Annotated in this window: 22 protein-coding genes; 4 read left to right on the top strand and 18 right to left on the bottom strand. The window is 31.6% G+C overall.

What is annotated here, in order from left to right; all coding sequences use genetic code 11:
• Positions 1-69: 69 nt before the first annotated feature.
• Positions 70-1,986: a TlpA family protein disulfide reductase gene (locus BT107_RS06945; RefSeq protein ID WP_072303075.1), complete on the bottom strand. Its 1,917-nt coding sequence runs from the start codon at positions 1,984-1,986 to the stop codon at positions 70-72.
• 222 nt (positions 1,987-2,208) lie between these two features.
• Complete coding sequence (gene kdsA / locus BT107_RS06940) at positions 2,209-3,030, bottom strand: 3-deoxy-8-phosphooctulonate synthase (protein ID WP_072303074.1); 822 nt, start codon at positions 3,028-3,030, stop codon at positions 2,209-2,211.
• A 171-nt stretch (positions 3,031-3,201) separates the two neighbouring features.
• Between kdsA and typA the strand changes: the two genes are divergently transcribed.
• Positions 3,202-5,001 carry a translational GTPase TypA gene (typA, locus tag BT107_RS06935; RefSeq protein ID WP_072303073.1) on the top strand — a complete coding sequence of 600 codons (1,800 nt, stop codon included), beginning with the start codon at positions 3,202-3,204 and terminating at the stop codon, positions 4,999-5,001.
• Positions 5,002-5,122: 121 nt separating this feature from the next.
• Positions 5,123-6,025, top strand: coding sequence for a DUF6503 family protein (locus BT107_RS06930; protein ID WP_072303072.1), 903 nt, complete (start codon positions 5,123-5,125; stop codon positions 6,023-6,025).
• Positions 6,026-6,098: 73 nt separating this feature from the next.
• Here the strand turns inward: BT107_RS06930 and ppgK are convergent, their stop codons facing one another.
• On the bottom strand, positions 6,099-6,836 hold the full coding sequence (gene ppgK / locus BT107_RS06925; RefSeq protein ID WP_072303071.1) for a polyphosphate--glucose phosphotransferase: 738 nt from the start codon (positions 6,834-6,836) through the stop codon (positions 6,099-6,101).
• A 271-nt stretch (positions 6,837-7,107) separates the two neighbouring features.
• On the opposite strand from ppgK, the gene BT107_RS06920 reads away from it, so the two are divergent.
• Positions 7,108-8,034, top strand: coding sequence for a family 16 glycosylhydrolase (locus BT107_RS06920; protein ID WP_072303070.1), 927 nt, complete (start codon positions 7,108-7,110; stop codon positions 8,032-8,034).
• 57 nt (positions 8,035-8,091) lie between these two features.
• Here the strand turns inward: BT107_RS06920 and BT107_RS06915 are convergent, their stop codons facing one another.
• The 11 genes from BT107_RS06915 to BT107_RS06865 form a co-directional block, all read right to left on the bottom strand.
• Positions 8,092-8,583, bottom strand: a complete 492-nt coding sequence (locus BT107_RS06915) for a hypothetical protein (RefSeq protein WP_139254292.1) — start codon at positions 8,581-8,583, stop codon at positions 8,092-8,094.
• A gap of 106 nt (positions 8,584-8,689) precedes the next feature.
• Complete coding sequence (locus BT107_RS06910) at positions 8,690-9,064, bottom strand: hypothetical protein (protein WP_072303068.1); 375 nt, start codon at positions 9,062-9,064, stop codon at positions 8,690-8,692.
• Between the two features lie 53 nt (positions 9,065-9,117).
• Positions 9,118-10,578, bottom strand: a complete 1,461-nt coding sequence (locus BT107_RS06905; protein WP_072303067.1) for a potassium/proton antiporter — start codon at positions 10,576-10,578, stop codon at positions 9,118-9,120.
• Positions 10,579-10,691: 113 nt separating this feature from the next.
• Positions 10,692-11,978: an APC family permease gene (locus tag BT107_RS06900; protein ID WP_072303066.1), complete on the bottom strand. Its 1,287-nt coding sequence runs from the start codon at positions 11,976-11,978 to the stop codon at positions 10,692-10,694.
• Between the two features lie 57 nt (positions 11,979-12,035).
• Positions 12,036-12,503: a hypothetical protein gene (locus tag BT107_RS06895; protein ID WP_072303065.1), complete on the bottom strand. Its 468-nt coding sequence runs from the start codon at positions 12,501-12,503 to the stop codon at positions 12,036-12,038.
• 106 nt (positions 12,504-12,609) lie between these two features.
• A complete protein-coding gene (locus BT107_RS06890; protein ID WP_072303064.1) occupies positions 12,610-13,086 on the bottom strand; it encodes a hypothetical protein in 477 nt (158 codons plus the stop codon).
• A gap of 97 nt (positions 13,087-13,183) precedes the next feature.
• On the bottom strand, positions 13,184-13,585 hold the full coding sequence (locus tag BT107_RS06885) for an ACT domain-containing protein (protein ID WP_072303063.1): 402 nt from the start codon (positions 13,583-13,585) through the stop codon (positions 13,184-13,186).
• A gap of 11 nt (positions 13,586-13,596) precedes the next feature.
• The gene (locus BT107_RS06880) at positions 13,597-13,923 is read right to left on the bottom strand and encodes a DMT family transporter (protein WP_072303062.1); all 327 of its coding nucleotides are present in this window, start codon (positions 13,921-13,923) and stop codon (positions 13,597-13,599) included.
• A 77-nt stretch (positions 13,924-14,000) separates the two neighbouring features.
• Positions 14,001-14,564, bottom strand: a complete 564-nt coding sequence (locus BT107_RS06875; protein ID WP_072303061.1) for a Crp/Fnr family transcriptional regulator — start codon at positions 14,562-14,564, stop codon at positions 14,001-14,003.
• Between the two features lie 75 nt (positions 14,565-14,639).
• Entirely contained in the window at positions 14,640-15,026 is a 387-nt protein-coding gene (locus tag BT107_RS06870; RefSeq protein WP_072303060.1) for an acyl-CoA thioesterase, read from the bottom strand.
• Positions 15,027-15,132: 106 nt separating this feature from the next.
• Positions 15,133-15,753: a hypothetical protein gene (locus BT107_RS06865; protein WP_072303059.1), complete on the bottom strand. Its 621-nt coding sequence runs from the start codon at positions 15,751-15,753 to the stop codon at positions 15,133-15,135.
• A 360-nt stretch (positions 15,754-16,113) separates the two neighbouring features.
• Between BT107_RS06865 and BT107_RS06860 the strand changes: the two genes are divergently transcribed.
• Positions 16,114-16,542, top strand: a complete 429-nt coding sequence (locus BT107_RS06860; protein WP_072303058.1) for an FKBP-type peptidyl-prolyl cis-trans isomerase — start codon at positions 16,114-16,116, stop codon at positions 16,540-16,542.
• A gap of 45 nt (positions 16,543-16,587) precedes the next feature.
• Here the strand turns inward: BT107_RS06860 and BT107_RS06855 are convergent, their stop codons facing one another.
• The 4 genes from BT107_RS06855 to BT107_RS06840 form a co-directional block, all read right to left on the bottom strand.
• Positions 16,588-17,148, bottom strand: coding sequence for a hypothetical protein (locus BT107_RS06855; protein WP_072303057.1), 561 nt, complete (start codon positions 17,146-17,148; stop codon positions 16,588-16,590).
• Between the two features lie 202 nt (positions 17,149-17,350).
• Positions 17,351-17,530 (bottom strand): hypothetical protein, encoded by a 180-nt coding sequence (locus BT107_RS06850; RefSeq protein WP_072303056.1) that lies wholly within the window; start codon positions 17,528-17,530, stop codon positions 17,351-17,353.
• Between the two features lie 16 nt (positions 17,531-17,546).
• Complete coding sequence (locus BT107_RS06845) at positions 17,547-18,422, bottom strand: cation diffusion facilitator family transporter (RefSeq protein WP_072303055.1); 876 nt, start codon at positions 18,420-18,422, stop codon at positions 17,547-17,549.
• A gap of 186 nt (positions 18,423-18,608) precedes the next feature.
• Entirely contained in the window at positions 18,609-19,292 is a 684-nt protein-coding gene (locus tag BT107_RS06840; protein ID WP_072303054.1) for a cell division ATP-binding protein FtsE, read from the bottom strand.
• Positions 19,293-19,425 lie beyond the last annotated feature (133 nt).

The following is a 19,425-nucleotide window of genomic DNA, read 5'->3' as shown; positions in this document are numbered from 1 at the left end:
TTTTAAAAATTAAGCAAAAGGAAAGGCAACCGGTTAGAGTTGCCTTTATTGATAACTAAGTGTAAATGGTTACGAGTTTAGTAAATCGATCTTTAATGATAATTCTTTAACTAATTTGTCAGAATTACCGCTGTAGCCAACAGATACAAACTTTATATTTCCGTCTGGGCCAATAATTACTTTGGTTGGTATGCCAGTAACCTCAAAATTAGAAGCTACTTGGTAAGCACGGCTACCTTCTTCTACGGGGTTATCTACTATAACCTCAAAACTGTAATTGTTATTTTTTACAAAGTCACCAGCTAGTTTACTTCTAGTGTCATAATCACCACTTTCCATAGTGTCTACAAACAAGAAAACTACATTTTCATTGTCTTTGTATTTGTCTACTGCTACTTGCATTCCTGGAAAAGAAGCTTTGCAAGGACCACACCACGTAGCCCAAAAATCTAGAATTACAGTTTTACCTTTTAAGGCTGCTAATTCAACAACTTCGCCATTTGTATTTTTAAGTGTAAAGTTTTTTGCTTTTTTGTTAATCATTTCTTCCTTAGTTTTTGCAACTAATTTGTCATAACCAACTTTTTCTAAAGCTTCTAACTTTTCTGTAAACCCATCTTCAGAACCATTTTTTTGTACAAATGCCTCTTTATAATATTTATTAATCTTAGCATTGGCATTTCCGTTTTCAATAAATTTTGAAGCTTCATTTAAAATAGCATCATATTTTTTTCCTTCAGTCAAAAACTGAATATATCTCTCGTTAAGTTCTACATCTAAACCTTTACCAATAGCTTCTTTTTGGTATGTTATAGCTTCGTCAATATCTCCTTGTTTAAATTTAATTAAAGCGTATGTATCTGCATACATATTATAAGTACTTACCATATTTTCTTTATACTGAGACACAGTATTGTAAACTGGCTTATCTTTAGTATCATTAATAGAAGCTTTAACTAAGTCTAAAGATTTTTTAGATATTTCAGCGGCAAATTCTAGGTTTTCACCTTTTTCAGCATAGTTCCAAGCAATACTATTATATGCATTTGGTAACATAGCTTTGTCTGTTACTTGTGCCATAATAGAGGTGTATTCTTCTTTATTTCCATTTTGTATAGCTTCACTAGCTAACCTTGTTGCCATTATATTTCTAATACGACTCTTGTTACCAAATTTTTGATTAAAATCATTAAACAATTCTTTCTTTTTAGAATAGTCTTGTTCTTTATAAAATTCAGACCAAGCTTGTTGCTGTACAATAAGTCCTTTAGGAAACTTCTCTACCATTACTAATTGTAAAGAGTCTATTTTTTCTTTATTTCCATTAATTTGATAAAGAGAATTTAAGTTTCTGTATTCTTTTTCTGTTAACGATGATTTACTTCTGTAAGCAGCTATTCTGTTAGTAATGTATTTTTCAGCTTCAGCTTTTTCTTCAGACATAAATGTGCGGGGAAAAATACCATCCCATTTTTCTTGAAGATCTTCGTGAGCAAATAAATCTGCTTTCATAAGGTTAAAAGCTTCCTTTTTATCTACTTCTACACCGTAACTTGGAGCAAGCCTTAATTTATAGGTGCCAATACTTGCTAGTGCACCTGCAATAGTATCTCCAGATGTTGTTGTTAATGGAATTATATACCCGTTTTTATTATTAGAATCAAAGTCTTTTTTTAATTTAAAATTAAAAGCTAATGCCGTAGCAGAGTCAGGTATAACAATAGATGCTTTGTATAAGCTATCTGTTTTAGTTACATCTAAATCTACGGGATAAGCACTGCTGCCAACAGTATAATAGTAAAAAGCACTAAAATCTTCTTTGTTAACGTCTGTGCTATATGCAAGGTTTAGAGTTTCTCCTGGGCTTGGCGTAGCATCAGAAATATATAAAGAACCTATGTTGGCCCCTGTATCTTTGGGAGTTTCTTTACAAGAAAAACAAAGCGCTGTTAATGCAAGAGCAAATAAACAATTTGTAGTTTTCATCTTAGATCTAAATTTTTAGTTGAAAGATAAAAGTATTGGATTTGTAAGAAATTAACTAGCTATATCTGAGTTATTTGTGATAATTTTTATTAATTATGAATTAATGGGACTTTTTTAATATTATTAATGAGTTATTTTGGACGTTGGTAACTTGTTTAAAACAAGAAAAACCAACTCTTAAATTTAAGAATTGGTTTTCTATAATACTAAAATTAGTAAATTTTATTTTAAACTATTCACAGTTTTTCTAATAGCAACTAGGTTTGTTAGTAATTTCTCTAAATGATCTAGGTGTAACATATTTGCACCATCACTTTTTGCATTAGCTGGGTCAAAATGAGTTTCCATAAAAATACCATCTGCTCCAGTTACAATACCTGCTCTTGCAATAGTTTCTATCATATCTGGTCTTCCGCCTGTTACACCAGAAGATTGGTTTGGTTGTTGTAAAGAGTGTGTTACGTCTAATACAACAGGAGCAAATTCTTTCATCGTTGGTATACCTCTAAAATCTACAATCATATCTTGGTAACCAAACATAGTACCACGATCTGTAACCATAACTTGTTGGTTGTTACTATCTGTAACCTTAGTAACAGCATGTTTCATACTTTCCGGACTCATAAACTGTCCTTTTTTAAGGTTAACAACCTTACCTGTATTAGCAGCAGCCACAACTAAATCTGTTTGTCTTACTAAAAATGCTGGTATTTGTAATATATCTACATATTCTGCAGCCATACTAGCATCAGATACTTCATGAATATCTGTAACTGTAGGTACATTAAATGTTTCAGAAACTTTTCTTAGTATTTTAAGTGCTTTTTCGTCACCAATTCCTGTAAAAGAATCTACTCTACTACGGTTCGCTTTTTTAAAACTTCCTTTAAATACATAAGGAATTTCTAACTTGTTTGTAATAGTCATTATTTTTTCAGCAATACGCAAAGCCATTTCTTCACCTTCTATAGCACAAGGGCCAGATAGCAAGAAAAAATTGTCGCTTTTTGTGTGTTTTATTTGAGGTATAAGATCTAAGTTCATCTGTAGTATAATTTATGTTTGCAAAGATAGTAGTTTTTACTAGGAATTTAGCATTTGTAAACAAGCTCAAAATCAGTATAATAAGAAATTTTAATCTTTTTCTTTTTGCTAAAAAAAATAGAGTATCTTTGCGCGCGCATTTAGTAAGGTAAATGCATTTAAAAATCAGTTATGTCAACAACGAAGAATATTGCAATTATTGCCCACGTAGATCACGGGAAAACGACCTTGGTAGATAAGATTATGTACCACTGTCAGTTATTTAGAGAGAACCAAAATACTGGTGATCTTATATTAGATAACAACGATTTAGAACGCGAACGCGGAATAACAATCGTATCTAAAAACGTTTCTGTAGTCTATAAAGACACAAAAATTAACATTATAGATACTCCTGGTCACGCCGATTTTGGTGGAGAGGTAGAGCGAGTATTAAATATGGCAGATGGAGTTTTACTTTTAGTAGATGCTTTTGAAGGACCTATGCCACAAACTCGTTTTGTATTGCAAAAAGCAATTGACCTTGGTTTAAAACCTTGTGTTGTTGTTAATAAGGTTGATAAAGAAAACTGTACACCAGAAGAAGTACATGAAAAAGTTTTTGACTTAATGTTTGAGTTAGGAGCAGAAGAGTGGCAGTTAGATTTTCCAACAGTTTATGGTTCAGCTAAGAATAACTGGATGAGTGATGACTGGAAAAACGAAACAGAAAATATTGAGCCATTATTAGATATGGTTATTGAGCATATCCCAACTTTTAAAGTTGAAGAAGGAAATACTCAAATGCTTATTACTTCTTTAGATTATTCTTCTTTTACAGGAAGAATTGCTATTGGTAGATTACAACGTGGTAGCTTAAAAGAAGGTCAACAAATTTCTCTTGTAAAAAGAGATGGTAGTATTACTAAATCTAAAATAAAAGAACTTTATACTTTTGAAGGTCTTGGTAGATTAAGAGTAGAAGAAGTTGCTACTGGTGATATCTGTGCTATTGTAGGTTTAGAAGGTTTTGAAATTGGAGATACTGTTGCTGATATAGAAAACCCTGAGAAATTAGAGAGTATTGCTATTGATGAGCCAACAATGAGTATGTTGTTCACAATTAACGATTCTCCTTTCTTTGGTAGAGATGGTAAATTTGTTACTTCTCGTCATATTAAAGATCGTTTAGCACGTGAGTTAGAGAAAAACTTGGCATTACGTGTTAATGAAACTAACAGTGCTGATAAATTTTTAGTATTTGGACGTGGTGTATTACACTTATCTGTACTTATAGAAACAATGCGTAGAGAAGGTTACGAACTACAAATTGGACAGCCACAAGTTATTATAAAAGAGATTGATGGTGTTAAATGTGAACCTATAGAAGCATTAACTATAGATTTACCAGAAACTGTATCTGGTAAAGCAGTAGAGATGGTTTCTATGCGTAAAGGTGAAATGACTAGTATGGAAGCAAAAGGAGAGCGTATGGTATGCGAATTCTTAATTCCTTCTCGTGGTATTATTGGTCTTAGAAACCAATTATTAACTGCAACTGCTGGTGAAGCTATTATGGCACACCGTTTCTTAGAATACCAACCAATGCGTGGAGATATTCCTCAACGTCAAAATGGTTCTTTGGTTTCTATGGAAATGGGTAAAGCTATTCCTTATTCTATTGATAAATTACAAGATAGAGGTAAGTTTTTTGTTGAGCCAGGTGAAGATATTTACGAAGGACAAGTAATTGGTGAGAATTCTAGAGGCGATGATATGTCTGTGAATATTACTAAAACTAAAAAAATGTCTAACGTACGTTCTTCGGGAGCAGATGATAAAGCTAAAATTGTACCAGCTATAAAATTCTCTTTAGAAGAAGCATTAGAATACATACAAAAAGATGAGTACGTAGAGGTAACTCCTGCTCATTTGAGATTACGTAAAATTTACTTAACAGAAAACGAACGTAAACGTAATAAAATAGCATAATTAATTGCTTTATACATACTTAAATCCCAAGTCGTAAGTCTTGGGATTTTTTTTATTTATTTTTGAAATGTTTTGTAAGTTAAAACGACTATTACATATTAACATATAAATTAAGGATACAATGAGAATAACAGTAAAACTTGTAAGCTTATTTACAATATTGAGTTTTGTAGCTTGTAAGGAAACAAGTAAAAAAGAAGCTGATAAAACTATAGTAGAGCAAACAGAAGAGTTAGGTTATCAAATACCAAATTCTTGGATAGAAAAAAGAGTTACTGCTGCTAATAAAAGATTAAATGCAACAGATGCAGGTAAGGTTTTATGGAGTGCTATGGAAGCTCACGGCGGACTAAAAAATTGGTATGCTAATGGTTTTTTATCGCTTAGGTTTAATTACCAGCCAGTAAATGGTAAAGGTATAAGAGACTCTTACCAAACTATAGATACTTGGAACAATAAAGCAAGACATAATAGTATTACAGACAATAACGATGTTTTTGGATGGGATGGTAAAGAGTCTTGGATAAAAGCAAAAGACAGTACTTCTTTTGCATATGATACTAAGTTTTGGGCATTAACTCCTATTTACTTTTCTGGTCAACCTTTTGTTTTTGATGGTACAGGTGTAAATCTAGAATTGTTGCCGCAAGTAGAATTCAAAGGAGCTATGCAGAACGTAGTAAAAGTAACGTATGACAAAGGTGTAGGTTCTGCGCCAGATGATTATTATATTATGTACGTTAATGCTAAAACAAATTTAGTAGATGCATTTAAGTACATTGTTTCTTATCCTGAATATTTCCCTAACGGAGGTCACGCACCAGAAAAAATTACGGTAACTCAAGGAACAACAACTGTAGACGGTATTGTGTTTGCAACTGATTTTAAAACATATTGGTCTACGGCTGATAAAGACGGATTGGGAGAATACATAACTAAAATAGATGTTAGTGATATTAGCTTTTCATCAACTGTAGAAGAGAATTTCTTTTCTAAGCTAGAAGGAGCAGAGGTATTAAAATAAAACAGTAAGTTAAGTGCATAAAAAGAGCCTTTATCTAGATTTAGATAAAGGCTCTTTTTAATTTTAGATAAAATTACTTCTTTAATGTAGCAGAAGCTGCGCCAATAATGCCAGCGTGGTTTTCTAAAACGGCAGGTAAAACTGGAGTTGTAATTTTTATATGTTTGCTAAATTTATCAAATTCCTTAGAGATTCCGCCACCAAGAACTATAGTGTCTGGAGCAACTAAAAGCTCTATGTATTCTAAAAATGTGTTTAATCTTTTAGCCCATTTTTTAAAAGATAGTTCTTCTCGTTGTCTAGCTGAATCTGCTGCCCAAAGCTCTATTTTTTTGTGTTTTTTATAAGGTATTTGTCCAAGTTCAAAATTAGGGATAAGCTTACCGTCTAAATAAGCGCTACTTCCTAAACCTGTACCAATAGTTATCATTATAACAAAACCTTTTAGGTCTTTGCCAATACCATAATTCATTTCTGCATAGCAAGCTGCATCTGCATCATTTATAACTGTAAAAGGCAAACCTGTAGTTTCAGAAAAAAGCTTAGTTACATCTGTATCTACCCATTTATTATGTAAGTTACCAGGTGTTTTACAAATTCCTTTCTTTATTAAAGTAGGAAATCCGCAGCCAACAGGACCGTTGTAATTAAAGTGTTTTATTATTTTGTGTACCACTTTAGCCATTTCTTTAGGCTTTTTAGTGGGCGGAGTAGGTATTCTAAAACGTTCGGTAAGTTTTTCTCCCGTTTTAATGTTTACAATAGCTCCTTTTATACCAGAGCCGCCAATGTCTATACCTAGAACTTCCATGTAGTTTCTTTGTAGTTAGATTAACAAAGTAATAAAAAAACTTTAAAGAGAGTGTATTAAATAAATCTATGTAATATTAAAAGGACTTTATATTTCATTAAAATAAGGTTGATTTTTTATAACACACTATTAATGATTTGTTTACGAATTTTTATATTGATACTCTTAAATTCTTTCAAAGTTTACAAGCAATTATTTAGATGTAGGTTTTAAGTCTATTTTAGATCTACACTAGTTGTTTTTTATATATTTGTAAGAAAAACAGTTATAAATGTTAAAGGTGAATTTAAAATATGTAGTTGTATTGATGATTTTTAGTAGTTTATCATGCAGTAGTTCTGGTGATGATGATACTGTTAATAGTGCTTTAGAAAAAGCCATTGCTAAAGAAACTCCGTTTTTTGTAGAAGGTAACAGTCCTACTCCTTCGGGTAAAAAATGGGCTAAAATAGAAAGCATATCAGATGAGTTTAATAATAATAGTTTTGATGAAGCCAAATGGGAAAATACCAGTACACGCTGGATAGGTAGAGCTCCCGGTATTTTTAAAGCAAATACTGTTTCACAAGCTGATGGTAATTTAATGCTTACTCCATATAAGTTAAACGAACCAGAAGTAGTTAATGGAGACACTTTTACTCACGCAGGTTCTAATATTTACTCTAAAAACGCAGTACAGGTTGGTACTTATGTAGAGTGTAGTATGAAAGCAAATAAAACTTTTATGTCTTCTACATTTTGGTTAATTAATGTTGTTGGTGAGGGAGAAGCTTGTAATAAGAGAGTAACAGAATTAGATATACAAGAATGTGTAGGGCAAATTACAGGATCGGCAAATTTTGCTAAAACTTTTGATGAAACAATGCATTCAAATACGCACAGTAGAAATACCGCTTGTGATGAGACTCCAGTTGGATCTGAAGGTAAAAATGTAACTACAGGTGAAAAGGTTTGGGAAGATTATCATATCTACGGTGCTTGGTGGAAGAGCCCAACAGAAATAGAGTTTTATCTTGATGGTAAAAAAGTTTATACTATAACTCCTAAAGCAGAGTTTAGTTTGCAAATGTACTTAAGGTTGGTCGTAGAAACTTACGATTGGAATCCTGTTCCTGAAGATGGGGGAATGACAGGAACTAAATCAGAGAGGACAACTTATTATGATTGGGTTAGATCTTGGGAATTAAAAGATGAATAATCTTTAAACAAATGAAATAGAAAAAGCCCTTTACAAAAGTAAAGGGCTTTTTTTAAATTAATTAAACTGTAGTAGCTTTTTGTTTATTAGCGTTTCCCATTTTTTTGCTAATTGCAGCTCTCCAGTAAGTTGCATTTTTAAATCGGAATCATATACAGTAAAAGATACTTCTGGATCTTGTTTGTAACGAGGTATAAATTTTAAGTCTAATCCTTTAATTATAGATTCTTTTCGGTTTTTACCATTAATTGTTTTGCTGTGTGTAGCAAGCTTACATTTTTCAATACCAGATAGGTTAACAGATCCTTCATTTATTACACCTTCTTCATTCTTGTAATAAAAAACTTGATTTTGTTTATGATCTATTCCTATAATAAAATCGGCATTTATTTCGTAATCATTAATTGTGCAATTATCTCTATTTGCTATTTCTTCTAAAGAGGCAAGCATTTTTTTCTCCCTTTTTTTTCGACCTTTAGCTATTAATATAAAAGGTATAACGCATACAACTACAACTATAGTAGCTATGATATCTGTTCCTAAATCCATTTGCATTTTTTTAAAATATTGTGTGTAGTATGTGGGCAATGCGTTTGCAAAGCCTTTTGTTAAATTGTTATTTGCTGTAAAACAGCGCTTGTGGTAACAATTTATTCTACCAGAAAAAATGGAAAGGATATAATAAACTCGATTTTTTAAGTTGAATTAAAAAGTTTAAAGATGTGTTTATGTGTTTAGAATATAAAACCTCTGTGGTTTGCGCTATGGCAATAGCAGGAGTTAAGAAATTCTGAAACGGGTTTTTAAAATCAGAGGGTACATTTGTGTTACTCGGAATATCTATTGTATTCTCTGTTTGTATTCTCTGAAAAAATGAAGTGTTAGGCTTGTTGTAAGAAAGTTGTACTTCGTTACTTTTAGCTGTATTGTCTGCAGAATAGGTAACAAGCGATTGTGTTACGGCTCCCATTGCTAAACAATAGAGTGCTGTAAGTAAAATTACGCTTATAAGTTTTATATTCTTTTTCACGCTGCAAAGTTACTTTATAAAATAAATAGGTAAATGTTAATTTATATTAAATGTTACTTGTTTAGGCATTCTTTTACATTATCTATGGCTTCTTGCTTATCTGCAAGAACAACAAGTACATCTTTATCTAGTATAATTGTAGAGCCGTTAGGAGTAATGTATTGGTTGTCTCTCCTGATCATTGCAATAATAGCGTGCTTAGGAAAGCTTAGATCTACTATTTTTTTATCTGCGGCATAACAGTTAGCAGAAACGGGAATCTCTTTTATTAAAGCTTTAGGATTGTCTGCAAATAATAAATCTGTTGCATTTAATTTTTTCTCTTCATTTGGTAATGCTACGTTTAACCATTTTGCCATTACAGATAGGGTTGTGCCTTGTATTATTACGGAAGAGACGGAGATAAAGAATACAATATTAAAAATCATATCTGCTTTATTTATACCAGCCAATAATGGGTATGTTGCAAACACAATTGGTACAGCGCCACGTAAGCCAACCCAAGAAATGTATAGACGTCTTCTAAATTTCATTTTAAAAAACATAAGGCTTAAAAGTACACTTACAGGACGAGCAACTAAAATTAAGAACACAGAAATCAACATTCCTATTCCAAATATGGGAACAATTTTAGAAGGAAAAACAAGTAGACCTAGCGTTAAGAAAAGTACAATTTGCATTAGCCAAGCTAAACCATCGTACATTTTTAAAATAGTTTTTTTATGTATAAGGTCTTGGTTGCCTAAATAAACTGCACAGATATAAATAGCTAAAAAGCCATTACCACCAACAAAATCGGTTGCAGAAAAAGTAATAAACATTAAAGCTATTACCAGTACAGGATAAAGTCCTTCAAAATCTAATTTAATCTTGTTAATTATATATTTACTTAGTTTACCAAAGCCAAAACCTGCAATAGCGCCAAAAGCCATCTGTTGTAAAAACATAGGAATTATAGAGGCTAAATCTTTATCTTGATTAATAACCAGTGTTAAAAAAGCAAGTGTTAAAACGTAAGCCATAGGATCGTTACTACCGCTTTCCATCTCTAAGGTTGGCCTTAGATTGTTTTTAAGAGCTAAACTTTTAGATCTTAAAATAGAAAAAACAGCTGCGGCATCTGTAGAAGATACAATAGAACCCAGCAGCATACTTTCGTAAATTGTAAAGTCTGTTACATACCATACAAATGTGCCAAGTGTAATGGCGGTTAAAAGTACACCTACGGTAGAGAGTACAAAGCCTTCTCTAAGTATAGGTTTTACCGTATTCCAGTTGGTGTCTAATCCTCCAGAGAAAAGAATAAAATTTAAAGAAACTATACCTATGAACTGTGCTAGTTTGGGATCGTCAAAACGAATACCTCCAATACCATCAGAACCGGCTAGCATCCCTATAATTAAAAATAAAAGTAATGTTGGTACGCCAAATTTATAAGATGTTTTACCTACTATTATGCTTATAAAAAGCAAAATAGAGCCAACCAATAAAATATTTTCAATAGTTAAGTTCATTCGGTTCAATTTTACTAAGCGACAAAAATAACGGATATTATTTTATTAATATATGTATTTCTGTTAATCTATTGCTCTGGCTTGTATAAATATGTAACTCTTATTTTTTAGGGCTATTTTTTTTCAGTTTTTTTATAAATCCACTCTACTAAAAAGCAAAAAATAATAATGCTTAAAGATATAATTACCCCTAAAATATTAGAAGTGTATTGCTGTTGTAATAGTGTTGCGGTAGCAATTAAACATAAGATAAAACCAATTAGTGGTATGCTTTTTTTAGAACCTGTTTCTTTGGCTCGTCTATAGCCAGCTAAATTTACAATTCCAAAAATGAGTAAAAAACCAACACTACCAGCTGTAGATATACTTTCTAAGTCTAATATGTTAACCAAGACTAATGTTGCAATAGCTGTAATTAATAAGCCTATAGGTTGATTCCATAGTTGTGATAAAAAGTTATGTGGAAGTTCATCATCTTGAGCAATTTCAAAATTAACGCGACTGCCTCCGTATAAAGATGCGTTAATAGCAGAAAAAGTAGAGATTAAAGCGGCTACAGTAATAATTGAAAATCCAATTTTACCAAGCATAGGTTCTGCTGCTTCTGCTAAAACATAATCTTGAGCAGTTGCTATTTTAGAAAAAGGTAAAGAACCAACTGTAACAAATGCAATAATAATATAAAGTAAAATTACAAAGATTACAGAGTAGTAATATGCGCGAGGTATGTTTTTCTCAGGGTTTATAATGTCTGGTGCAGCATTGGCAATAAGCTCAAACCCCTCATAAGCAACAAAAATAACCATACCGCCAGCAAACAATTTAATAGGGCTTTCCCATTGCGAAACAGCAAGTTGAGATATGTTTGGGTTGCCAATTAAACCGTAAGCACCAATAAAAATAAAAGAAATAAGTATTACTAACTTAATAATTACAGCATACGACTCTATTTTGCCTACAACAGTAATACTGTAATAATTTATAACTGTTGCTAAAATTATAATGCCACTGGCGTAAATATGAAAATCTAAGGTTTTGTGTGCGGTAATTTCTAATAAGTTTGGCGCATAAGAACCAAAGGCACTAGCGTAGAGAGATAACATAATAATATAACTAACCCAAAGTAAATTATTTATAGCACCACTAAAAATAGAAATACCAAAACCTTTATTTATAAACTTTACTGTACCACCTCTGTCTGGGTAAGTTTTAGAAAGTTTTACATAACTGTAAGATGTTATTAATGCTAATATGCCAGCAAATAAAAAAGCTACAGGGGTGCCGCCTTTTGCAAGAGATACAGCTAAACCTAGTACAGCAAAAATTCCTCCGCCAACCATACCGCCAATACCAATAGAAATGGCATCTCGTAATTTTATTTTGGACTCTTCTTTGGGCATTTTATGTAAGTTTTTAAAATCTTACATAAAGATACAAAACCATAGTTAGTAAAGGTTTTATTCGCTTTTTAAAAGCTTCCACCACTTTTTTTTCTTTGGTTGAATATCAATTTTAGTTTTTAAGAATTCAAAATACTTTTTGTCTTCTTTATTAAAAATAGATTTTCCATCAATGGTGTATGCTCTAGCTAGTTCGTTTTCTGCTCTTCTTAAATTACCAACCTCTAATTGGCATTGTCCTAATCTTAAGTGCATAAATGCGTTACCTACCGCATCAGGGCAACGCATAGCACTAGTTAAGTTTGCTACGCCGGCTTTATAATCTTCGTTTAAAAAATTAATATTTCCTATTGCTGTTAGTAGCCAGGTACTTGTTTCAGAGTCCTTTTTTGGTTCCGGAATTAGGTCATAAGCATTCCAGTATTTAAGTAAAGCAGCAGATTTTTCTCCGTTTTCCAAGTGGTTATCTGCGGCTTTAGATAGTTGTAAAATGGTAAAGTAAATATCCTCGTTTAATTCTTTCATTTTTTTTGATGCAAAAAGTACAGCTTCTTTTAAGACTACACAGGTACTTTGCACAAATGCAATTATAACTTAACGTTTGTGAAACATTTTACGTCTAAAGTAAATTTTACTTTAAATTGTTTATCATTTTTTTAAAATGAGGATAATAGAGTCTGCCCCAAAGTGGACTGTTAGTAAATTGATATACTTCTTTTGTATCTGGATTAAAAATTACAGGAATTGTAAATCCGGCCCATTTTTTACCCGACTTTAATTTGATGCAATATTCCTTAGCATCTTCATCTACAGAATTAGATATTATAATTGAGATTACACCAATGGCAGATTGAAGACCTCTTGGCCAACCAGTGTAATTTTTTTTGGTAAAGTTAAAAGCATCAGTTAAGTGCTTGTCTATTATTGCTGGTGTAATTTTTTCATCTTTAAAGTCGGTAGCAACAACAAATGTATTTAATTGTGTGGCAGCCCAACTTAACTTAAATTTTTTCTCGTAACCAATAACAGTTGGTCTGTTTAGTATAGGGCTATCAGAATGATAAATCCCTGCTGTATTTAATTTTTGCTTAATTGAATCAATAGTCATTTTGTGGTATTTTTTAATGTAGTTATGTAAATAACCAAAATTAAAAAAGTACCACAAAATGTTATACCCTGTTTACAGTGAAATAATTGTAATACAGTTATTTGTGAGATTTAGAAAGCTCTTCTAGCACAGAAATTGCTTTTTTTGCATCATTTTTATCTACAAAAATATGATCATGATAATAAGCAGCTATAACATTGCAGCTAATATTGTGCTTTGTAAGTTCAGTTGAAAATGCAGCTGTTAAACCAACAGCCTCTAGAGAAGAATGTATGCTTAATGTTATCCAGCTAGCAATAAAGCTGTAGGTGTAGCCTAATGCATCTGCATTTTCTTTTGTGGTTACAATAGTTGTGCCTTCTGCTTCTTTAAATTCACATAAAATATGTTCTCGATCTAGATTAGTACTGTTTTCTATAGTGCAGAAAACGTATTCCCCTTTGTTTAATTTAGGGGTCATTCCTTTTATTAAATCTGATAAATTTGTGTTACTAGACATAGTTTTTTTTATTAATGTGAAACTACTTTTAATCCAATAATAGAAGCAATTAGCGTAACAATAAAGAATACGCGCCAAAAGCTAGTAGGGTCTTTAAATACATAAATGCCAACCAATACGGTGCCAACAGCGCCAATACCAGTCCAAACTGCATAGCCAGTACCAATAGGGATGGTTTGCATTGCTTTAATTAATAAAGCAAAACTAATTAGAGAGCATATAAAAAAACTTGTGTACCATAAGTATGCTTCTGTGCCTGTAGCTTCTTTGGCTTTGCCTAAGGAAAACGCAAAAGCAACTTCAAAAAAACCTGCTATTATTAAAATAATCCAATTCATTTTTTTTTCTATTATTTTGAATAGCAAATTTCTGAAATGGAGTTGACAATAAATTTTACAAATGATAAAAAATACAATTATTTTATGGTAGCTCTAATTCTACTTAAACTAACTTGTGTAATGCCTAAATAAGATGCTATGTGCCCTAATTGAACCCTTTTTATTAGATCGCTATTATGTTCTAAAAGTTCTGTGTAACGTTCTGTGGCAGCTCTAAATTGTCTAGAAATTAGACGCTCTTCAGTTTTAATAAGTTCTTGCTCTGCAAACTTACGACCCCAATTGGCAATGTGTATATCTTCTAAAAAAAGTTGTTTCAATTTTTTAGCTTCTAATTTATATAACGTGCTATCTTCAAGAAGCTCTATGGTTTCGTAACCTTTTTTGTTTTCAATATAACTACGCATAGATATGATAGCTTCAGATTCTTTACCAAACCAAAAGGTAACCTCTGTGCCATCTAAATTAGAGTAGGCTCTTACAATTCCGCTTTTAATAAAATAAATAGTTGGCTCTACAGTGTTGTCTTTTATTACAATGTGCGACTTAGGATAGTTACCTTCTGTAATGTTGTCTTTAATTTTAGTTAATGAAGCAACAGGAAGTTGGTAGACATTGTTTAGTATTGAATCTATTGTCATTCTATAAAAAAAATAAAGGACTAAAAGTTATAACTTATTTATAAGAGTTATAAGGTAACTAAAAAAATGTTGTATTTACTTTAAAATAGTAACAGGCTTTTTGTTCTCGTCAATAGCAACAAAAGTAAATTCACCAAACACAGCTTTTTCTCTGTAGTTAGAGTACATTTCTTCAATATAAATATCTACTGCAACTTTTAAACTAGTATTACCAACGTGAGTAACGTAACCAGACAATTCTACAATTGTACCAGCCGGAATAGGCATTTTAAAATCTATTTTATCGCTACTAACAGTTACCATTTGTTGTCTGCTAAACCTGGTTGCGCAAATAAAAGCAGTCTCGTCCATAAGTTGCATTGCAGTACCACCAAAAAGAGTGTCGTAATGGTTTGTGGTGTTAGGAAAAACGGCTTTAAAAATTGTAGTTGTAGATTTTTTAATTCTTTCTTCTAGAGTCATAATGTAGATTTGTTCAGTAAAAAAAATGATGCCTTTTTTATAGCGTAAAAAGGCGTGGTAAAAATACTACATAAAATTGATTAAGAATGTATAAGTAGCTAGGAGTTTATTCTTGTGTAAAAACGGCAGTTACTATAAATAAATCGCTAGCTGGTATTAAGTCTTTTATTCGGTTTGCAAAATAAGGAGAAACTATTTCTTCTCTGTGTAAATCCCATAGATCTGTATGGCTACCACATTTAGGTTCTTTGTCTCTATTCTCATTGTAGCTAAGGCATAACTCAATTAATAGTTTAAAAAACAAATTTATACTAGATGTTAGGCGCATAAAATTACCTTCTAAATCTGTAATGTGAATAGGGGTGAGGTTTTGAGTGGTATCTGCCCATATTTTTCTGCTCGATTTATTAAAAGAATGTCCAATAACAACTTTACCTTCTTTCCAGGGATTGTGTTTTGATGACATTGCTCCAGTTTTACCAAATATGTGCATTTTAGGGAACAGGCTAGAGTAGGTGTTAATATGTATGTGTGGTAAAATTAAAAGTGTAATGTAGTTAGAGTATAAATACCTCAATTCTGGAGATAAAGGGTGTTCTTCTAATTCTCTAAGTGGTTTTGTATTTTCTCTAGTGGTAAAATCTTTGTGACTTCCAAACCTTGTTGTTTGTAGAATTTGCTTAAACTCTTTTAATGTGCTAGAAAACTCTTGTAGGTTTGTGTCCATAGTATATAGTTGTATTAATAGCTAAAATAACTATTATTTAGATGTGTAATAGTAACGTTTTGTAACTGCTTGCTACTAGTTTGTAATCGTCTTTTTTATATATAACTGACATATTTGCGCATTTTGCTATTTTTTTGTTATTTAGGCACAATCGGTTTTTAAAATGTTGATTTACTATGTTCAGGGCACTGAGAGCTTATTTTTTGTTTTTAATATTGATAATTAATAGGTTTAATTAAATTTATTTCTGCTTTTTAGCCTTTGGCGTGGTTTTGGCAGCTACTCTTAACTTAAGTTTAAAATAAAGTATTTGCTGCATAAGAGTTGTGCAAAGAATATTTTTAAAAAAGAATAAAGAGTATGAGTCAAGTTAAAGAGAACAATACGGTTAAAGTAAATTACACAGGAAAGTTATCTGACGGGCAAGTTTTTGATAGTTCTGAAGGAAAAGAACCGTTAGAGTTTACTTTAGGACAAGGACAATTAATACCTGGTTTTGAAAAAGGGTTAATTGATATGAAAGTAAATGAAAAAAAGACAATAACAATTGCCAAAGAAGAAGCATATGGTGAGGTTAATGAAGCTTTAATACAAGAAGTAAAAAAGGCAGAACTTCCTCAAGATATGGAACCTAAAGTTGGTATGGGGTTAGTTTCTCAGTCTCCTGACGGAAGAGAAATGAATTTACTTGTTGTAGAAGTTAAAGAAGAGAGCATTGTTGTAGATGCAAACCATCCTTTAGCAGGTAAAGACCTTATTTTTGATCTTGAAGTAGTAGAGATTAAATAAGCATCCCTTTTTATAAAATATAAACCCGATAAACTTTACTAGCGTTTATCGGGTTTTTTTGTGTGTTGTCATTGATGTTTTTAAATGAGTATTTGCTTCATTTTTTTTCATCAAATTTCTTGTCAATTGTTTGTTATAAATAAGAATAATAACAGTTCTTATAAATATAAAAGATAAAGCTAAGCTTATGTATGAAAGTATAGAATCATTAAATTCTATAATAACACAAAATGTAAATAAGACGCAAAATGCTATGCTTAGTATAACAGACAGTATTCCTAAGGGTTTAAGTTTGTTAATATATGTTTTGTGCTTCTCTGTAAATCTGTTTTTGTTAATAGATATAAAAATATTATTGTAACCATAAAGTGGAGGTGAGTTAAAAATTGGTACATATTCATACTCAATGTTTACTATTTCTTCTTTTTTAGGAATTGTAATCATATCCGGAGTAATTATAGTAATTCTCTTTCCGTCTACTTCAGATGAGTAGTGCATATTTCTGGCATTTGTTCCTTTTAAAAGTATTTTCCATTGTCCTTTTTCAGAATTTATTAGATAGGTTGGTTTTACCTTAGCGTCTTTGATGGTTATCCAAATTGCCAAAGTATAGAATGCTAATACTATATCAAAAACTAGAATTAATACGCCCAGAAAAAAGTTTTCATAAAAGGATAGGTATGTAAAATACCAGAAAACTATACTTAATAAAATAGCTAAAATAAAAAAATCTACATGTAAAATACGAATGTTTCTTGCGCATCTTTCAATAATAGATTGTTCAATTTTATTAGGGAATCTAGAACTTTTATTTATTCTTGGCGGTCTTCATTTTTTTGTAGCCAGTGTAAGCAAGCAATGCGCCATTCAGAATACATATAATACCAATAATTTTTTGTTGTAGTGTAAGTAAAGCAATACCGCCTATTACGCCGCAAATACCAAATGTTGCTAGCTGTTTACCTTTGTGATGCTGTTTGTTATCCATTTTTAATGTATTTATGCTACTCGTATTTGTCTGGTTCTATATGTATTAAAACATACTCTAGATTAGGAATTTCTTCCATTAAGTAATCTTTTAATTTGTGAGATATGTCATGACCTTCTTTTACTGTAATTTTTCCGTCTACAATGGCGTGTAAATCGATATGGAATTTCATTCCGGCTTTACGAATAAAGCATTTTTCGGTTCCTAAAACACCATCAACCTCTAAAGCTTTATTTCTAATTTCTAGTAGTAAATCGTCATATAGCTGTTCGTCCATTACCTCGCCTAAAGCAGGTCTTAAAATTAAGTAACTATTATATAATATAAAGCCGGAAGCAAGTAGAGCTGCCCAATCATCTGCAGTCTCATATCCTTTACCGCAAATTACAGCAATAGAAATGCCTATAAATGCCATTATAGATGTTATGGCATCACTTCTGTGGTGCCAAGCTTCAGCTTTTAAAGATGTACTTTGTATTTCTTTGCTCTTTTTTAGAACAATACGGTATAGTGTTTCTTTCCAAATAATAATAACACCTAAAACTATAAGTGTCCAAGCTTTTGGTACTTTATGTGGTGTTTGTATATTTTGTATGCTCTCGTATGCAATAATTGTAGCAGAAGTAACTAAAAAAGCAACAACCAAAAATGTAATTAAGGGTTCTATTTTTCCGTGGCCGTATGGGTGATTTTCATCTGCTGGTCGTTTTGCATATTTAAAGCCAAGCAATACTAATAGCGAAGAAAAAATATCTGTGGTAGATTCTATTGCATCTGCAATTAATGCGTAAGAGTTGCCAAAGAAACCAGCAAGTCCTTTTATTATTGCCAAACAGATGTTACCAACGATGCTAAAATAAGTGGTTTTTATGGCTGTATCTTCAATATTCATAATATTCTGCAATGCCTAAGTAGGTTTGTTTGTATACCGTAAAGGTAGATATTTTGGTCTGCTTACCAGTGTTTACCCACAGCAGAATTACTGTTAAATTATTGGTTTCTTTGTATTATAAGGTTATAATAATTGCTATTAATTTTTTAGCAAAAAATAGCTTTTATTTAAATATTTTAGTAGTAGTTAAACTGCTCTTTGTACAACTTCAAAAACCTTATTGTCATCGCACTTTAAAGTCTTAGAAGGGTATTTTAAAATTAAAGCATAATCGTGCGTAGCCATTAAAATAGTACGTCCAGTTTTGTTTATATCTTGCAACACCTTCATAACCTCTACGCTGGTTTGTGGGTCTAAATTACCTGTGGGTTCATCTGCTAAAATAAGTTCAGGGTCGTTAAGTAATGCTCGAGCAATTGCTACACGTTGTTGTTCTCCGCCAGAAAGCTCATGCGGAAACTTAAACCCTTTAGTTTTCATACCAACCTTATCTAAAACTTCTTCAATTTTAGAATCCATTTTAGTGCGGTCTTTCCAACCTGTAGCTTTTAAAACAAATAGTAAATTATTATTTATTGTACGGTCTGGAAGAAGTTTAAAATCTTGAAAAACTACACCTAGTTTACGTCGTAAAAAAGGAATATCTTTTTCTTGCATTGTTTTTAAGTCTACATCTACAATATTCCCTGTACCTTCTCTAAGTGCTAAGTCACCATAAAGTGTTTTCATAAAACTACTTTTTCCGCTCCCTGTTTTTCCAATTAGGTATACAAACTCGCCCTTTTTTATTTCTAAAGAAATGTTGTTTAGGACAAGGCTTTCTTTTTGGTATACAGCTACGTCTTTAAGTTCTAAAATGATGTCTTGCATAAATTTTGATGTAAATAAATTTACTGGTATTATTGTTGATATAAAAGTAATAAGTTTAAGGTTAAAAGTAACGTGCTTTGGTAAAAAATATTTTTCTTAGTACTAGATATACTTTTAGTCATTTTAAACGTTA

The organism is Cellulophaga fucicola, assembly GCF_900119145.1.
GTDB classification, from domain to species: domain Bacteria; phylum Bacteroidota; class Bacteroidia; order Flavobacteriales; family Flavobacteriaceae; genus Cellulophaga; species Cellulophaga fucicola.
This window is presented reverse-complemented; position numbering and strand designations above follow the sequence as displayed.

Excerpts from the sequence above, each read along its gene's own strand:
- BT107_RS06945 (WP_072303075.1), bottom strand. The coding sequence starts at position 1,986 with ATGAAAACTACAAATTGTTTATTTGCTCTTGCATTAACAGCGCTTTGT.
- kdsA (WP_072303074.1), bottom strand. The coding sequence starts at position 3,030 with ATGAACTTAGATCTTATACCTCAAATAAAACACACAAAAAGCGACAAT.
- typA (WP_072303073.1), top strand. The coding sequence starts at position 3,202 with ATGTCAACAACGAAGAATATTGCAATTATTGCCCACGTAGATCACGGG.
- BT107_RS06930 (WP_072303072.1), top strand. The coding sequence starts at position 5,123 with ATGAGAATAACAGTAAAACTTGTAAGCTTATTTACAATATTGAGTTTT.
- ppgK (WP_072303071.1), bottom strand. The coding sequence starts at position 6,836 with ATGGAAGTTCTAGGTATAGACATTGGCGGCTCTGGTATAAAAGGAGCT.
- BT107_RS06920 (WP_072303070.1), top strand. The coding sequence starts at position 7,108 with ATGTTAAAGGTGAATTTAAAATATGTAGTTGTATTGATGATTTTTAGT.
- BT107_RS06915 (WP_139254292.1), bottom strand. The coding sequence starts at position 8,583 with ATGGATTTAGGAACAGATATCATAGCTACTATAGTTGTAGTTGTATGC.
- BT107_RS06905 (WP_072303067.1), bottom strand. The coding sequence starts at position 10,578 with ATGAACTTAACTATTGAAAATATTTTATTGGTTGGCTCTATTTTGCTT.
- BT107_RS06900 (WP_072303066.1), bottom strand. The coding sequence starts at position 11,978 with ATGCCCAAAGAAGAGTCCAAAATAAAATTACGAGATGCCATTTCTATT.
- BT107_RS06895 (WP_072303065.1), bottom strand. The coding sequence starts at position 12,503 with ATGAAAGAATTAAACGAGGATATTTACTTTACCATTTTACAACTATCT.
- BT107_RS06890 (WP_072303064.1), bottom strand. The coding sequence starts at position 13,086 with ATGACTATTGATTCAATTAAGCAAAAATTAAATACAGCAGGGATTTAT.
- BT107_RS06885 (WP_072303063.1), bottom strand. The coding sequence starts at position 13,585 with ATGTCTAGTAACACAAATTTATCAGATTTAATAAAAGGAATGACCCCT.
- BT107_RS06880 (WP_072303062.1), bottom strand. The coding sequence starts at position 13,923 with ATGAATTGGATTATTTTAATAATAGCAGGTTTTTTTGAAGTTGCTTTT.
- BT107_RS06875 (WP_072303061.1), bottom strand. The coding sequence starts at position 14,564 with ATGACAATAGATTCAATACTAAACAATGTCTACCAACTTCCTGTTGCT.
- BT107_RS06870 (WP_072303060.1), bottom strand. The coding sequence starts at position 15,026 with ATGACTCTAGAAGAAAGAATTAAAAAATCTACAACTACAATTTTTAAA.
- BT107_RS06865 (WP_072303059.1), bottom strand. The coding sequence starts at position 15,753 with ATGGACACAAACCTACAAGAGTTTTCTAGCACATTAAAAGAGTTTAAG.
- BT107_RS06860 (WP_072303058.1), top strand. The coding sequence starts at position 16,114 with ATGAGTCAAGTTAAAGAGAACAATACGGTTAAAGTAAATTACACAGGA.
- BT107_RS06850 (WP_072303056.1), bottom strand. The coding sequence starts at position 17,530 with ATGGATAACAAACAGCATCACAAAGGTAAACAGCTAGCAACATTTGGT.
- BT107_RS06845 (WP_072303055.1), bottom strand. The coding sequence starts at position 18,422 with ATGAATATTGAAGATACAGCCATAAAAACCACTTATTTTAGCATCGTT.
- BT107_RS06840 (WP_072303054.1), bottom strand. The coding sequence starts at position 19,292 with ATGCAAGACATCATTTTAGAACTTAAAGACGTAGCTGTATACCAAAAA.